We start from the raw sequence: 15,625 nt of genomic DNA, 5'->3' as shown, positions 1-15,625 counted from the left end.
CGCTCAATCCAACATGAACTGCCAACAAGAACTTGCCAGCAAGGAGGGCATTACTCATGGAGCGATCTTCAGGTCACACAAGAATGTTGATGCGAAGCTGTCTGCTTGCCGCAGCAGCGGCTGCCGCAAGCGCGATGGGCGCACTGCCTGTCTCCGCCGCGGATGAGGTCAGTCAGGAGCGGCTGCTCAACGTCGACAAGGAGCCGGGCAACTGGCTTCATCATCATCAGAATTACTCGGCTCACCGGTTCTCCACGCTGAAGGAGATCAACCGCGATAATGTGAAGAACCTGAAGGTCGCCTGGACCATGCACCTCGGCGGCATCGAAGGCGGCGGCATCTGGAGCCATGGCGGGCTGGAAGGTACGCCGATTGCAGAGAACGGCTTTCTCTACGTCACCGATGGATGGGGTTCGGTCTACAAGATCGATGCGCATGGCGGCCGCGGCGTGCTGGTCTGGAAGATGGATCCCAAGACGGACCGTGACTGGGCTGGTGCCGTGGCATGCTGCGGCGTCGACAACCGCGGCGTCGCGTTGTGGGGCAATCTCGTCATTTCCCATACGCTTGATGGCCGGCTGATCGCGACCAACAAGGAGACCGGCCAGGTCGCCTGGCAGCGTACTGTCGCCGATCCCGACAAGGGCGAGGTGATCACCGGCGCACCATTGATCGTCAAGAACATGGCGATCACGGGCGTTGCCGGCGCAGAGTACGGCATCCGTGGATGGATCGCCGCTACCGACCTCTCGACCCAGAAGGAGGTCTGGCGCACCCATACAATCCCGGGCAAGGGCGAGCCCGGCAGCGAAACCTGGAAAGACAGCAACAACGCGGCTGCCGCCGGCGGTGGTTCGACCTGGGTGACCGGCACCTACGATCCCGCAACCGACACCATCATCTGGGGCATCGGCAACCCCGGACCGGACTGGGATAATGAATATCGGCCAGGCGACAACCTTTACACCGACAGCTCGCTGGCCCTTGACGCCACGACCGGCAAGATCAAGTGGCACTATCAGCACACGCCAAACGATCCCTACGACTACGACAGCGTGGCGGAAAACGTGCTGGTCGATGTCCCCGGGCCCAATGGTCCGCGGAAGCTCGCGCTCGAAGCGGACCGCAATGGCTTCGCCTATGCGATCGATCGCACCAACGGCAAGTTCGTCTGGGGTCTTCCGTTCGTCAAGAAAGTGACATGGACCAAGGGGCTCGACCCGGAGAGCGGAAAGCCGATCGAGTATGACCCGAACAAGCCCGTGCAGACCTATATCGCGTCGGTGACGCCAAGCCGCACCAACATGGAAACCGACATCTGCCCCGGCAACATGGGTGGCAAGAACTGGCCTCCGACAGCCTACAATCCGGATCTGAAGCTCTGGTACATCCCGGTGATCGAGAGCTGCAATCGCATCAAGGTTGAGGTGATGACGCCGGACAAACTGAAGCCGCGCGAGTTCTGGACCGGCGGCGGTCCGAGCCAGCCGTTCAAGATCACCGGCAGCGTGACTGCGATCGATGTGACGACCGGCAAGATCGCCGGAAAAATGGAAACGCCGTTCCCCAATTTGGGCGGCATCCTGGCTACTCCCGACCTCATCTTCACCGGTCAGCCATCCGGCGAAGTGCACGCGCTTGACGCCAAGTCATTGCAGAAGCTCTGGGAGTTCAACACGGGCGGCGGCGTCAACGCACCGCCGATGACCTTTACGGTCGATGGCAAACAGTACATCGCCATTCTGGTCGGCCTCGGCGGAGCCTGGGACAAGTGGTTCATCGATTCGACGCCCGAGCTGAAGAAGATTCAGCCGGGATCGATGCTCTACGTGTTCGCACTCTGACATCTCAAAAAAACGGAGGAGCCGCCACCGGCGGCCCCTCCTGCTCCTTCGACAAGAGATGCAATGATGATCTTCAATCGGTTCCCGGCGGCGGCAGGCGTGCTGCTTGCGATCGTCGTCGCACTGAATTTTTCGATGTCGGCCGCTGCTTACGGTCAGTCGGCGCAGGCGCCGGCCTCGGATCCGACCAATGCCGGCAAGACGGTGTTCAGTCGTGCAAACTGCGTCGGTTGCCACAAATGGCACGGCAATGGCGGTGGTGGTTATGGCGGAGATGCGCTGTCGTTGCGCAAGACCGAGCTGACGCGGGATCAGATCATTGAAACCGTCGGCTGCGGGCGGCCGGGCACGGGGATGCCGTTCTTCATGCGTGGCGCCTACGATGAGGTGAAATGCCACGACATGAACCGCCAGGATGCAGGGGCGCAGATGCCGCCCGAGGGTGGAACGTTTCTGCGACCGAAGGATATCGAAGCCGTCGCCGACTACGTGATTGCGCACATCAAGGGGGCTGGCGAACCCACTTACGCGGAATGCGTCACCTTCTTCTCAAGCACATCGCGGGTATGTGACGTCTACAAGACGCAGGCGCAGAAGCCAAATGACGCGGCCGTCAGCATGGGGAAGGGCCAGTGATGCACAGATTGAAGCTGCCAGGCGTTTTTGCTGCGGGCCTGCTTACCTGGCAGGCGATCGCGCTCGCGAGCTCTCCGGCACGGACCGAGGAATTCAGCGGCAACGATTTGCGTGATATTCGCCTTGGAATGGCCGCGACCGAATTGGCGGAGTCCGGTTACGTCGACTTCTCCTGCGCGGCGGATCCGAAGCGCACATTGACCGGCTGGAAGGATTGGCATGACTGCCCGGCCGACGCGAGTGGGACACGCGCGATCCGATTTGGTTATGATCCGTCGACCAGTCGGGACGGCACCATGGTGGCGGGTCACCCTGCGATACTAACCTTGCTGATCGACGATACCGGCCACATTGCTGGCTTGCAGATCGAGACCGATCCGAAGGCGCGTCTCTATATCAGGAAGAAGGCGTTTCTCCTGGGGCTACAGGCCAAGTCGCGCTACGGCTCGGATGGCTGGGCATGCACCGAGGGCCAGCCGGGCGCGGGAGACCAGCCGGTGGGAGGCGTCTATCTCAAGGAGCGCTGCACCAAGACGGTCAGCGGCCGCTCACTCGTTGTCGAACGCAACCTGTTCCGCCGACCCGATCAGGACATCAAGAATTTTGTCGACGAAACGCGGATCAGCATCCTGCGAGCAAAGGATTAGCTGACAATCGCTGATGCTGGCTGGATCAGCTCGCCGCTTCCAGCCGTTCTTCCGTCAATAGCCGCATCGCGGCATCGGCGTCCATCGGCTCGCCGAAAGCGAAACCTTGCGCGTATTCGCAGCCGAGCTGGTAGAGCTCGACCGCATCCGAATCCGTCTCGGCGCCTTCCGCCACCACGTCCATGCCAAGGTCGTGGGCAAGCGCGATGATCGATTTCAGGATCACCGGCCGCGTGCCGCGGCTGGTAGTGCGGACGAAGGACTGGTCGATCTTGATGGTGTCGAACGGGAAGCGCTGCAGATAGGCCAGCGAGGAATGGCCGGTGCCGAAGTCGTCCAGCGACAGTCCGGTGCCGAGTTCGCGGATCCGCGCCAGCATCTGCGCCGCGTGCTCCGGATTTTCCATCACCAGCGATTCCGTCAGTTCCAGCTTGAGCGTGCCGCGCGCCACCGACGAGCGCGACAGCACGGTGCGGATATCGTGGATCAGATCGTGGCGCAGCAATTGCCGCGAGGAGACGTTGACGGAGGCGAAAATCGGCTCGCGCGCGCGCATCGCGCGCTGCCAGACCGAGAGCTGCCGCGCGGTCTGGTCCAGCACGAACATGCCGAGATCGACGATCAACCCGATTTCCTCGGCGATCGTGATGAATTCGGCAGGCGACATCCGGCCGAGCTTGGGATGATCCCAGCGCGCCAGCGCCTCGAAGCCCGCGATCGAGCGATCCTCTAGCCGCACGATCGGCTGGTAGAGAATGGTGATTTCCTGCCGCTCGATGGCGCGGCGCAGTTCACTCTCCAGCGTCAGGCGGTCGGTCTTGCGGGCGCGCATCGCCGGCTTGTAGACGTCGATGCGGTCGCCGCCGATCCGCTTGGAGTGATACATCGCAAGCTCGGCGTCCTTGATGATTTCCTCGGTGATCTGCGTCTGCGGATCCGACAGCGCGAGCCCGATGGATGCGGTCAGAAAGATCTCGCGGTCGTTGAAGGCGATCGGGGCGCGGATGGTCTTGCGGATGGTTTCGGCAAAGGCGGTGATCCGCGCCGGATCCTGTTCCGATATCAGGATCAGGCCGAACTGGTCGCCGGCCAGCCGCGCCAGCGTGTCCTGGGGCTTGAGGATGCGCGTCAGCCGCCGCGCCAGCGTCAGCAGGATGGAGTCGCCGACCGCGATGCCGACGGAATCGTTGACCTGCTTGAAGCGATCGAGGTCGATCACCATCAGCGTCGGCCGCAGCGTCGGCATGCTCTTGACGAAATTGGCGACCGCGCCGAGGCGATCCATGAACAATTGGCGGTTGGGCAGGCCGGTGAGGTTGTCATGCACGGAGTCATGAAGCATGCGCTCTTCGGCGTTCTTGATTTCGGTGACATCGGTGAGCGTGCCGACCACGCGCGAGACCTCGCCGTCGGAGCCGACCACCGGGCGCGCCTTCAGCGCGAACCACATGAAGTGGCCGTCGGGCGTGCGCAGGCGGAAATCCTGCACCAGCCGGCCGCGGCGTTGGTCGAGCACGCTGTCGAGCGCGGCGCGGAAGCGATCCTGGTCGAGCGGGTGCAGCACCTCGAGCCATTTCGCGGCCGGGCCTTCCAGCGTGCCGCGCTTTAAGCCCAGCAGGCTTTCGGTCTCGGGACTCGTGAACACCTTGTCGGCGGAAACGTCCCAGTCCCAGATCAGATCGCCGGAGCCGGTCAGCGCCAGCGCGCGGCGCTCGACGTCGGAGACGATACCGGTGGTGGCGCCGCCACCGGCGAACGCGTGCTGCATGACCGTAAATCCGATCAGCATCACGATCAGTACGAGACCGCCGAGCAGCGCGGGCCCCACGATGTCATTGGTGACGCTTCCGGCCACGGTCATGCCGGCCGCGATCACCCAGACCACCAGCAGGAACCAGGTCGGGATCAGCAGCACCGCGCGGTCGAAACCGTGCGTTGAGAGATAGACGATCAGCGCAAAGCCGGCGAAGGCGATCAGGACCAGCGAGATGCGCGCAATGCCGGAGGCGACGGCGGGATCGAACAGCGCCAGCGCCACCAGCGAGCCGAGGAAGGCGAGCCAGCCGACCGTGATGTGGGAATAGCGCACATGCCAACGGCTGAGATTGAGATAGGCGAACAGGAACACCAGCAGCGTCGCCGCCAGGATCGCTTCACCCGCCGCGCGCCAGACGCGCTCGGCGTTGTTCGACATGTCGAGCACCTTGCCCCAGAAGCCGAAGTCGACGCCGATATAGACAAGCACCGCCCAGGCGAGCGCGGCGGCGGCCGGGAACATGATGCTGCCCTTGACCACGAACAGGATCGTCAGCACCAGCGCCAGTAGTCCGGAGATGCCGATCACGATGCCCTGGTAGAGCGTGAACGAGTTGACCTTGTCCTTGTAGGCGTCGGGTTCCCAGAGATAGAGCTGCGGCAATTTATCGGTGCGCAGTTCCGCCACGAAGGTGATGACGGCGCCGGGATCGAGCGTGAGGCGGAAGATGTCGGCGGTCGCGCTTTCCTGCCGCTCGGGGCGGTCACCGGTCGACGGCGTAATCGTGGCGATGCGCGACAGACCGAGATCGGGCCACAGCAGGCCCGACGACACGATGCGATAATGCGGGGCAACGATCAGGCGGTCGAGCTGGTCGTCGGTGTTGTTGGCGAGCGCGAACACCACCCAGTTCTGTCCGCCCTCGCGGGCGCGGACCTCGATGCGGCGGACGATGCCGTCAGTTCCCGGCGCCGTCGAAACCTGAATGCGGTCGGTCTCGCTGCGCTGATGATCGAGCACGGCGGTGAGATCGATTGCAGGCGCGTCGCTGCGGACGCTGACCGCGTCAATGGCATGCGCCGCAGGCGCCGCCGCAACAATCATGAGGCCCAGCGCAAGCAGCGCCAGGCACCTGATCAGACGCAATGTCAGTACTCCGCGACCAACGATTCTCCCGGCCCAGCGAACGGGTCGGCGTAGCCGCGATAAATGACATGAAAGCGAAGCAAATCAAAGGGTTTCCACCCACGCTTCGCTCTCGATCCGTTAAACCGCCAACACAATTTTGCCAATATGTGCGGAGGTCTCCATCCGCCGGTGCGCGTCGGCTGCTTTTTCAAGCGGAAACGAGCTGTCCATCAGCGGTTTTACGCGTCCTTCGCGCAATAGTGGCATCACCTTGGCCTCAATTGCCGCGACCATCGCCGCCTTATCCGCATTAGTACGGGGTCGCAGCGTGGAGCCGGTATGCGTAAGCCGCTTCACCATCACCTTGGCAATGTTAACGCTGACCTTGGGGCCGTTGAGCGTTGCAATTTGCACGATACGGCCATCGACCGCGGCCGCGTCATAGTTGCGATCGACATAGTCGCCGGCGACCATGTCGAGGATCAGGTTGGCGCCGACATTGTTGGTCTCCGCCTTGACCACGGCGACGAAGTCCTCCGTCTTGTAGTTGATCGCGCGATCGGCGCCGAGCTTCAGGCAGGCGTCGATCTTGTCCTGCGAGCCGACAGTCACGATCACCTTCGAGCCGAACGCCTTGGCAAGCTGGATCGCCATGGTGCCGATGCCGGATGAGCCGCCGTGGATCAGAAGCGTTTCGCCCGGCTTCAGCGCGCCGCGCTCGAACACATTGTGCCAGACGGTCATCAGCGTTTCCGGAATGGCACCGGCTTCCTCGATCGTGAGCGAGGAGGGCACCGCCATCGCCTGCGCATCCTGCGCAATGCAGTATTGGGCGTAGCCGCCGCCCGCCACCAGCGACATCACCTTGTCGCCGAGCTTGTGTTTGACCGCTCCTTCGCCGAGCGCAACAACTTCGCCGGCAATTTCGAGGCCGGGCAGGTCGCTGGCGCCGGGCGGCGGCGGGTAGGCGCCGGAGCGCTGCGCGACGTCGGGACGGTTGACACCGGCGGCCATCACCTTGACCAGGATTTCACCTGGACCGGGTTTCGGAACGCTGCGGGTTTCCGGCAACAGCACTTCGGGACCACCGGGCTTGCTGATGCCGATGACGGTCATTTGCGCGGGCAGCTTTTCCATGATTTGTCCTTGCGAAAGGCTGAGAATAAGGCGGCCCCTGATTAGCCAGCCGGGCTGCGGCTGGCAACCACATCGGGGACCGCAGAGAGCAAGGAGAAACGCATGGCGATCGAGGATGACGACAAGCCGCGGAAGAAAATCTCCCACGAGATCGGCCAGGATCTATCGCTGCTGTCGGTCGAGGAATTGACCGAGCGCATCGCGCTGCTGAATTCCGAAGTTACACGGCTGCAGGAAGCCGTCACCAAAAAGCGCGCGTCAAAGGATGCCGCGAACAGCTTCTTCAAATCGTAGAACAGTTGCGGCGTCGTCCCTGCGAACGCAGGGACCCATACGCCGCGGCCTATCGTGTGGCAGGCCGCTGGCCGACTTTCCCTCCATCATAACCGCTGGTGGCTATGGGTCCCTGCGTTCGCTGGGACGACGAGGACTTGGCGTCAACGTCAAACTCGGCCAGTGGCCGACATGGCAAATAATCCCTAAAGAAAATCGCTCATTTACGAAGGATTAAGCTTTCTCCTTTATGACTGGCATTGTCCTCGTTTGGACACCGAGTGGCTCCTGTCCACTCTGTTTGACGCCTCCCTGTTATCAACTTCAAAAGCCGCCGGAAACGGCGGCTCTTTTTTGTGCGCAGCGCGGCTATTTAGTGCCCCCATACGCTGGAAACCATAAATCCGGTTGCCGCTGGACTCTCGATCTCGCCCGAGCAATGATTTGTTCATCATAAGCCGGTGGTTCACAGCCGGCGGGGCAAATAGTGGCGTGAGGGCGTTAACCATGGCGGATCGTTCGCAAAGCGAACCCGCGCTCGTGTTGTTCAGCGAGCGGCTGACTAATTCGGCGGCATTCGGAACTCTTTTCCGGGAAGGCATGGATCTGGTCGAGGAGACCGCCGCCTATCTCGACGGTGAGGGCCGCACCGACGCCAAGGCGCTCGAACGTTCCGTCAGCCTTACTTACGCAACCGAAAGCATGCGTCTCACCACCCGCTTGATGCAACTCGCGTCCTGGCTGCTGCTGCATCGCGCCGTCAAGGAAGGCGAGATGACGCTGAGCCAGGCCAACCGCGAAAAGACCAAGGTCAAGCTGACGGCCGCCGATCCCGGGCCTGGGGACATGATCGAAAAGCTGCCGCAGCAATTGCAGGACCTGATTGCGCGCTCGATGAGCCTGCAGGCGCGGGTGCGCCGGCTCGACACCACGATCCACGCGCCATCGGCCGAACGCGCGCCGATCGGTAATCCGCTGGTGCCGCAGCTCAACCGCCTGAAGGCGGCGTTCGAGCAGTAATTTTTCGAAAGTCCCAACTGTCATTCCGGGATGGTCCGAAGGACCAGACCCGGAATCTCGAGATTCCGGGTTCGATGCTTCGCATCGCCCCGGAATGACAGCGGTGCACATCAACAAAAAACGCCCCGGGAAACCGGGGCGTTTTTGCATGTCTGGGCGGAAGCAGGACCGGGGCTCGAACCCCTCAGTCCTTCTTGAGGAAGCCCGAAAACTTCTTCTGGAAGCGCGACACACGGCCGCCGCGGTCGAGGATCTGCTGGGAGCCGCCGGTCCAGGCCGGGTGCGACTTGGGGTCGATATCGAGGTTCAGCTTGTCGCCTTCCTTGCCCCAGGTGGAGCGGGTCTGGTACTCGGTCCCGTCGGTCATCACGACCGTAATCGTATGATAATTCGGGTGAATTTCGGCTTTCATGGCATATCCTTCGGCGCGCCGGCGCCCGTCTCAATAGGCAATGGGTACGGGATTTGGGCGGCTCTATAACGTAACGCGGCCGCCAAAACAAGGTACGTATCCTTCCTGATTGGGAATCTCCCGGATTTGCCAGCGGGGGCGGCGGGGCCTATCTGGGGGCGGCAAACCGGTCGGATTTCATGAGTGCAGCGGAACAGCTTGAAGACGTCAAAACCGCGCCCCCGCGGCGCGATGCCCTGCTCGAGGAAGAGGCCTTCATCGAGGCCCAGTTGACGCAGTCGCCGACCAAGACCCGGGCAAAGCTGCGGCCGCTCCTGGCACTGGCGCCCTATGTCGCGCGCTACCGCGGACGTGCGGCGCTGGCCTTTATCTCGCTGACGGTTGCGGCGATCACCACGCTGGTGGTGCCGATCGCGGTCCGGCGCATGATCGATTTCGGCTTCAGCCCCGAAGGCATCGCCCTGATCAACAGCTACTTCAGCGTCATGATCGCGGTCGTCGCCGTGCTCGCTGCCGCCAGCGCGTCGCGCTATTACCTCGTGATGACGATCGGCGAGCGCATCGTCGCCGACCTCAGGCGTGACGTGTTCGCGCATCTGATCTCGCTGTCGCCGGCGTTCTTCGATTCCGCGCGCTCGGGTGAACTGGTGTCGCGGCTGACCGCCGACACCACCCAGATCAAATCGGCGGTCGGCGCCTCGGTCTCGATCGCGCTGCGCAACATGATGCTGTTCATCGGCGCCACCACCATGATGGTGATCACGAGCCCCAAGCTGTCAGGCTTTGTGTTGCTGGCGATCCCGGTCATCGTGATCCCGCTGGTTGCGTTCGGGCGCTGGGTGCGGCGGCTGTCGCGCAATGCGCAGGATACGCTGGCGGACGCCAGCGCCTACGCATCCGAACTGGTCGGCGCGATCAGGACCGTGCAGGCCTATACCAGCGAGCGGATGGCAACGACCCGCTTCGGCGGCGAGGTCGAGCAGGCCTATGCGGCGGCGCGCAGCTCGACGCGGGCGCGCGCGGTGCTGACGCTGATCATCATCTTCATCGTGTTCTCCAGCGTGGTCGCGATCCTCTGGGTCGGTTCGCACGACGTGCTGACCGGCCAGATCACGCCGGGCCGGCTCGGCCAGTTCGTGCTGTATGCGGCATTCGCCGCCACCGGCCTCGGCCAGCTCAGCGAGGTCTGGGGCGAAGTCTCGGCCGCGTCCGGCGCTGCCGAGCGGCTGTTCGAGATCCTGCGGGTCAAATCGCAGATCACGGCGCCGCCGCAGCCGGCCGCGCTGCCGCAGCCGGCGCGCGGCGATGTCGGGTTTGACAATGTCAGCTTCGCCTATCCGGCGCGGCCGGACGTGCTCGCAATCGACAATGTCTCGCTCTCGGTCAAGGCCGGCGAAAAGGTCGCGATCGTAGGCCCCTCGGGGGCAGGCAAGAGCACGCTGTTTCATCTGTTGCTGCGCTTCTACGATCCCGCGCGCGGCACGATTTCGCTCGATGGCGTGCCGGTCAAATCGGCCGATCCGGTCGACGTGCGCTCGCGCATTGCGCTGGTGCCGCAGGACTCCGTGGTGTTCGCGGCCAGTGCGCGCGAAAACATCCGCTTCGGCCGTCCGGATGCGAGCGATGCCGAGGTCGAGCGTGCTGCCGATCTGGCGCACGCCACCGAATTCCTGCGCCGCCTGCCGGGCGGTTTCGAGGCCCAGCTCGGCGAGCGCGGCGTGACGCTGTCCGGCGGCCAGCGCCAGCGCATCGCGATTGCGCGCGCCATCCTGCGCGACGCGCCGCTATTGCTGCTCGACGAAGCGACGTCGGCGCTCGATGCCGAAAGCGAGACGCTGGTGCAGACCGCGCTTGAAGAGCTGATGCGCCACCGCACCACGCTCGTGATCGCCCATCGCCTCGCGACCGTGTTGTCCTGCGACCGCATCATGGTGATGGACCAGGGCAGGATCGTCGAACAGGGCACGCACGCCGAACTGGTTGCAGCGAATGGGCTCTACGCGCGATTGGCGCGGCTGCAATTCGAGGGCGCGTAGCCGATTTGGCGGGAACTCAAACCGTCGTCCTGTTGTTGCAACGCTGTGCTTTTGTTCGGCCCGTTCAACAGGAGATGATTATGCCCTTTCGCCGCGGTGGTTTCGCCCTGGCGCCTCCCTCGGTTGTTATCTTCCTGATTTCGCTGATCCTTGCGGTGTGTGCACTGCTCGTTCGCTACGCCCATGTCTCGATCCCCATCATTACCCCGTCGCGCGTGTTCGACGTGCTGGCCATCGCTTATGTCGTGTTGACGGCGGGGGTTTTGATCCGCGGCGTGTAGCCGGGCCTCCACGACTGTCGTCTTGTGCGCAATTGCGCACTGGGCGGGTGAACAGGGGACTACGGCTTCCACTGCATCTTCAACGCCGGCCTTCCCGAAGTCGGGTTCACATCCTCGCCGGCATGCGCAAAGCCGTTGCGTTCATAGAAGCGGACGGCGTGGGCGTTGGCCTTGGTCACTACCGTTCCGTCAGCTTCAGCTCGATGCGGCGGTTGCGCTTGTAGGCGTCTTCGTTGGGGGCCGAATCCAGCGGCTGGAATTCGGCAAAGCCGGCAGCGACCAGCCGCTGCGCGGGCACGCCGAGCGAGACCAGATATTGCACCACGGAGATGGCGCGCGCTGACGACAATTCCCAGTTCGACTTGAACAGCGGCGAGTTGATCGGCCGCATGTCGGTGTGGCCGTCGACCCGCAGCACCCAGCCGATCTCGCTCGGGATCTGCTTGTCCAGATCGATCAGCGCCGTTGCAAGCTTGTCCAGCTCGGCACGGCCCTCGGGCAGCAGCAATGCCTGACCGGTGTCAAAAAATACTTCCGACTGAAAGACAAAACGGTCGCCGACGATGCGGATGTCGGGGCGGTTGCCGAGAATGGCGCGCAGGCGGCCGAAGAATTCCGAGCGGTAGCGCGACAATTCCTGTACGCGCTGCGCCAGTGCGACGTTCAGGCGCTGGCCGAGATCGGCAATCCGCCCCTGCGATTCCTTGTCGCGCTTCTCGGAGGCTTCCAGCGCTTCCTCGAGCGCTGCGAGCTGGCGGCGCAGCGCGCTGATCTGCTGGTTCAGCACCTCGATCTGGGCGAGCGCGCGCGAGGAGACGGTCTTTTCGGATTCGAGCGCCTTGTTGAGTTCGCTGGCGCGGCCCTGGGCGTCGCCGCCGGCGCCGGCCAGCCCCTCGTAAAGCCCCTTGACGCGGTCGCGTTCGCCTTCCGCGGCGGCAAGGCCGGCGCGCAGTTGCGAGACCTGATCGTCGAGCGCGATCTTGCCGAGCTTTTCCAACGACAGCAAATCGTTGAGCTGCGCGATCTTGGCGTTGAGCTGCTCCAGCGCCTTGTCCTTGCCGGTGACCTCCTGCGACAGGAAGAACTGCACCACCAGGAACACCGACAGCAGGAACACGATCGACAGCACCAGCGTCGACAGCGCGTCGACGAAACCCGGCCAGTAGTTGAAACCGGATTCACTGCGGCGGGCGCGGGCGAGGGCCATTTATTGTCTCCACTATCGTGTCCGGGACGCGGTGCAGCGTGAAACGCTGCGCCGCACCCGAGACGCGAACTTCAACTCTTCTCGGGCTGCTTGGCGATCCGCTCCAGAAGCTTCTTGATCTCGCGGTTCTGCTCGCCCTGGCCATCGGCCCATTCGCGGATCATCTGCTGCTCGGTGCGCATATGGGCGACCAGGCCCTGAATGGCCTCCGCGAGATTGGCCATCGCAGCCGTGGTGCTGCGGCTGCCGCCGCCCTCTTCGACCACCGCGCGAATGCGCTCCATCGCATGCTGTATTTCACCGCCCATGCCGGACCCGTCGCCATATTCGCGCACGGTGGTGGCGAGCCAGTCCTCGAGGTCGGTATAGAAGCGGTTCTGCGCCTGGCTCGATTGCAGGTCGAGGAAACCCAGGATCAGGGAACCGGCGAGGCCGAACAGCGAGGACGAGAACGAGATGCCCATGCCGCCGAGCGGCGCGGCCAGCCCCTCCTTCAGGGTATCGAACAGCGAGCCGGCATCGCCGCCGACCTTCAAGCCGTCGATCACCTTGCCGACGGAACCGACGGTTTCGATCAGGCCCCAGAAGGTGCCGAGCAGGCCGAGAAAGACCAGCAGGCCGGTCATGTAGCGGGAAATATCGCGGGCTTCGTCCAGCCGCGTCGCGATCGAATCCAGCAAATGCCGCATGGTCTGCTGCGAGATCGTCATCCGCCCCGAGCGCTCGCCACCGAGGATCGCCGCCATCGGCGCCAGCAGCTTCGGGCGGCGGTCGATCGCGAGTCCTGGATCGGCGATGCGGAAATTGTTGACCCAGGCCACTTCCGGATAGAGCCGGATCACCTGCCGGAACGACAGGATGATGCCGATCAGGAGCACGCCACCGATCAGCGCATTGAGGCCGGGATTGGCAAAGAAGGCTGTGATGATCTGCTTGTAGAGCACAACCATGATCAGCGCGCATAGCACCAGGAACACCAGCATCCGCACCAGGAAAATCCGGGGCGAGGACAGTTTGCTCAGTTCGATCTCCATGTCGGAGCGGGAGGGGTGGCCTGAGGGCATTTGCGGGGTGTCATCCATTACCAAAGCCGCGCTGGCGGCCAATATGGCACAGTGGGCCGGAGAAAAAAGCTGGAAGCCGAGATTTCGGGCACATGATGGTGGAACCTCGTCCCGAAACACGGCTTTGACATCAGCGTATTTTGGAACTGTTCGATGTCCAACCGGGATTTTTCATGACGGCCTTATATCCTGAATATCCTGAGGCGCTGGCTGCCATTGCTGCATTGCTTTCAGCGCCGATGGCGGGCGCCCTGGGTGGTGCAACAGCGAACCGGCAACCCCGGCCGGGCTGGCCACCCGTCCGCTGTCCGGCCGTGGCGCCGTCGCGACTGCCAGTTGCGTAACCGGCCCGTTCTTCCCGCGACCCACCGCCGGCCTTTGCGGGAGGCCGAGGAAGAGGCGCTGCGCCAGACGGTGGAGCATGCTGATCTCGCCGACGGCCAGTCGATCCTCGAATTCCTGCGCATGGCTGAAGCCCGACGGCCGCTTCTTCCTGCACATCTTCACCCACCGCTCCGGCGCCTATCTGTTCGATCGCGACGAGGTCGAGCGCGTGCTTCGCAAGGTCTATGGCGGCGACACCGCGCGGTGGATGCGGCGCTGGCGCAGGCGGCAGCGAGTGGGGCGTCAGCCAGTACCGGATGAACGCGGCCAGTTAGGCAGTGATTAACCGAATCATGCCTAACGGCTCGTGCTTCGTTATCTGGTGCAATCGCGTGCAACCAAACGACATGTTCCCACGCAAATGCAGTGATGGAACCCGGCTCACAATCCAGTGAGTCTGAGAAAATCGGCGATAATTCAAGGCGATAGCGTTATGTGACATTGGGCCGCCGCGATTGCGTATTGCATCGCAATAGGTGGCCCCTATCCTGTATTCCATCAACCGTGAGTTCAATACCTCTTACGAAAATGTCGCGAATGCTCAATTCGCGCCTTCCAACCTGAACTGGGGCAATGCTTTCAATGTCCGGACTTCGAACGCAATCGGCATGCATCGTTTTGATGTTGGCTGCGATGGCGCCGCTGTTGGCTGGCTGCAAGGAGCCGACCGCCGTCGCGGCGGCGCCCGTAGCTGCTGTCGAGCCTGAAGTGGGAACCTTTACCGTGCGCCCGCAGTCGCGGGCCATCATCCGCGAATTGCCTGGCCGTATCGCGCCGACCCGCGTCTCCGAAGTGCGCGCGCGCGTCTCGGGCATCGTGGTCGAGCGGCTGTTCCAGCAGGGCACCGAGGTGAAGGCCGGAGATCCGCTCTATCGCATCGATCCCAAGCCGTTCGAAGTCGAATTGCAGGCAAGCGAGGCGGCACTCGACAAGGCCGATGCCGCGCTCGATCTGGCCACGCAACATGCGAAGCGAATTGCCACGCTGACGAGCCAGCGCGCTGCGCCCGAGGCCGAGAATGAAAAGGCCATCGCGGCCCAGCGTCAGGCGGAGGCCGAGGTCGGCAGCCGCCGGGCCGAAGTCGCGCGCGCCAAGCTCAATCTGGACTACGCGACGATCCGCGCGCCGATCAGCGGCGTCGTCGGTGCGGCCCTGGTGAGCGAAGGCGCGCTGGTGGTGCAGAACGAGACCACCAGTCTCGCCACGATCCAGCAACTCGATCCGATCTACGCCGACTTCACCCAGTCGGTCTCGGAGATGAACAAGCTGCGCCGCGCGCTCGAAGCCGGCGATCTCGATCGCATCGCGCCCGACGTGGCCAAGGTCCGCCTCGTGCTCGACGACGGAACCGTTTATCCGATCGCCGGCAAACTGCTGTTTTCCGAAGCCAAGGTGGATGCCTATACCGGGCAGGTTACGCTGCGCGGACAGTTCCCGAATCCAAATCGTGAATTGCTGCCGGGCATGTATGTCCGTGTGCTGATCGAGCAGGGTATCGATTCCGACGCGATCGCCGTGCCGCAGCAGGCGATCCAGCGCGATGCCGGCGGCGGCAGCGAAGTCTTCGTGGTCAAGGACGACGGCCGCGTGGCGACACAGGCGGTCCGCACCGGCCCCGCACAGGATGGTGTCTGGCTGATCAGCGAGGGCCTGAAGGATGGCGACCGCGTCATCGTCGACGGGTTCCAGAAGTTCGTGCCGGGCGACAAGGTCAAGGCGACGTCGTGGATCGATGCGGATGCCTCGGTTGGTGCAGTATCGGGCTCACTGGCGACGCACACGTCACGCTGAGATCGATAG

The 15,625-nt window shown here is 63.3% G+C and carries 13 protein-coding genes and 2 pseudogenes; 9 read left to right on the top strand and 6 right to left on the bottom strand.

What is annotated here, in order from left to right; genetic code table 11:
* Positions 1-89: 89 nt before the first annotated feature.
* The 3 genes from LMTR21_RS35400 to LMTR21_RS35390 all read left to right on the top strand — a co-directional run bounded on the left by LMTR21_RS35400 (position 90) and on the right by LMTR21_RS35390 (position 3,127).
* On the top strand, positions 90-1,844 hold the full coding sequence (locus tag LMTR21_RS35400; protein ID WP_246174853.1) for a PQQ-dependent dehydrogenase, methanol/ethanol family: 1,755 nt from the start codon (positions 90-92) through the stop codon (positions 1,842-1,844).
* A 135-nt stretch (positions 1,845-1,979) separates the two neighbouring features.
* On the top strand, positions 1,980-2,480 hold the full coding sequence (locus LMTR21_RS35395) for a c-type cytochrome (protein ID WP_065752291.1): 501 nt from the start codon (positions 1,980-1,982) through the stop codon (positions 2,478-2,480).
* A complete protein-coding gene (locus tag LMTR21_RS35390) occupies positions 2,480-3,127 on the top strand; it encodes a hypothetical protein (RefSeq protein ID WP_141688223.1) in 648 nt (215 codons plus the stop codon). The genes LMTR21_RS35395 and LMTR21_RS35390 overlap by 1 nt, the downstream gene beginning before the upstream one ends.
* Before the next feature lie 25 nt (positions 3,128-3,152).
* On the opposite strand, the gene LMTR21_RS35385 is transcribed toward LMTR21_RS35390, so the two are convergent.
* Both LMTR21_RS35385 and LMTR21_RS35380 read right to left on the bottom strand, forming a co-directional pair.
* Positions 3,153-6,029 (bottom strand): EAL domain-containing protein, encoded by a 2,877-nt coding sequence (locus LMTR21_RS35385; protein ID WP_065752114.1) that lies wholly within the window; start codon positions 6,027-6,029, stop codon positions 3,153-3,155.
* Positions 6,030-6,149: 120 nt separating this feature from the next.
* A complete protein-coding gene (locus LMTR21_RS35380; protein ID WP_065752113.1) occupies positions 6,150-7,148 on the bottom strand; it encodes an NAD(P)H-quinone oxidoreductase in 999 nt (332 codons plus the stop codon).
* A 102-nt stretch (positions 7,149-7,250) separates the two neighbouring features.
* Between LMTR21_RS35380 and LMTR21_RS35375 the strand changes: the two genes are divergently transcribed.
* Both LMTR21_RS35375 and rcdA read left to right on the top strand, forming a co-directional pair.
* Positions 7,251-7,442 carry a DUF1192 domain-containing protein gene (locus LMTR21_RS35375; protein ID WP_065752112.1) on the top strand — a complete coding sequence of 64 codons (192 nt, stop codon included), beginning with the start codon at positions 7,251-7,253 and terminating at the stop codon, positions 7,440-7,442.
* A gap of 486 nt (positions 7,443-7,928) precedes the next feature.
* The gene (rcdA, locus tag LMTR21_RS35365; protein ID WP_065752111.1) at positions 7,929-8,441 is read left to right on the top strand and encodes a protease adaptor protein RcdA; all 513 of its coding nucleotides are present in this window, start codon (positions 7,929-7,931) and stop codon (positions 8,439-8,441) included.
* 184 nt (positions 8,442-8,625) lie between these two features.
* Here the strand turns inward: rcdA and rpmE are convergent, their stop codons facing one another.
* On the bottom strand, positions 8,626-8,853 hold the full coding sequence (gene rpmE, locus LMTR21_RS35360; RefSeq protein ID WP_057833964.1) for a 50S ribosomal protein L31: 228 nt from the start codon (positions 8,851-8,853) through the stop codon (positions 8,626-8,628).
* 179 nt (positions 8,854-9,032) lie between these two features.
* Here rpmE and LMTR21_RS35355 point away from each other — a divergent pair, with 179 nt between their 5' ends.
* On the top strand, positions 9,033-10,889 hold the full coding sequence (locus tag LMTR21_RS35355) for an ABC transporter transmembrane domain-containing protein (protein WP_065752110.1): 1,857 nt from the start codon (positions 9,033-9,035) through the stop codon (positions 10,887-10,889).
* Between the two features lie 80 nt (positions 10,890-10,969).
* Positions 10,970-11,170: a hypothetical protein gene (locus LMTR21_RS35350; RefSeq protein WP_065752289.1), complete on the top strand. Its 201-nt coding sequence runs from the start codon at positions 10,970-10,972 to the stop codon at positions 11,168-11,170.
* Between the two features lie 59 nt (positions 11,171-11,229).
* Here LMTR21_RS35350 and LMTR21_RS35345 read toward each other — a convergent pair.
* The 3 genes and pseudogenes from LMTR21_RS35345 to LMTR21_RS35335 all read right to left on the bottom strand — a co-directional run.
* Positions 11,230-11,349: pseudogene (locus LMTR21_RS35345) on the bottom strand (GNAT family N-acetyltransferase); the annotation flags it as partial.
* On the bottom strand, positions 11,349-12,377 hold the full coding sequence (locus LMTR21_RS35340; protein ID WP_065752109.1) for a peptidoglycan -binding protein: 1,029 nt from the start codon (positions 12,375-12,377) through the stop codon (positions 11,349-11,351). The gene LMTR21_RS35340 and the pseudogene LMTR21_RS35345, both read right to left, overlap by 1 nt.
* Positions 12,378-12,448: 71 nt before the next feature.
* Positions 12,449-13,441, bottom strand: a complete 993-nt coding sequence (locus tag LMTR21_RS35335) for a flagellar motor protein MotA (protein ID WP_065752288.1) — start codon at positions 13,439-13,441, stop codon at positions 12,449-12,451.
* Between the two features lie 378 nt (positions 13,442-13,819).
* Between LMTR21_RS35335 and LMTR21_RS35330 the strand changes: the two are divergent.
* Positions 13,820-14,100: pseudogene (locus LMTR21_RS35330) on the top strand (hypothetical protein); the annotation flags it as partial.
* Between the two features lie 307 nt (positions 14,101-14,407).
* Positions 14,408-15,616 (top strand): efflux RND transporter periplasmic adaptor subunit, encoded by a 1,209-nt coding sequence (locus LMTR21_RS35325; protein ID WP_141688221.1) that lies wholly within the window; start codon positions 14,408-14,410, stop codon positions 15,614-15,616.
* Positions 15,617-15,625 lie beyond the last annotated feature (9 nt).

Origin of the sequence: Bradyrhizobium paxllaeri (assembly GCF_001693515.2) — a bacterium.
Taxonomy (GTDB): domain Bacteria; phylum Pseudomonadota; class Alphaproteobacteria; order Rhizobiales; family Xanthobacteraceae; genus Bradyrhizobium; species Bradyrhizobium paxllaeri.
Note: the sequence above shows the minus strand (reverse complement) of the source record. Positions and strands in the feature narration are given on the sequence as shown.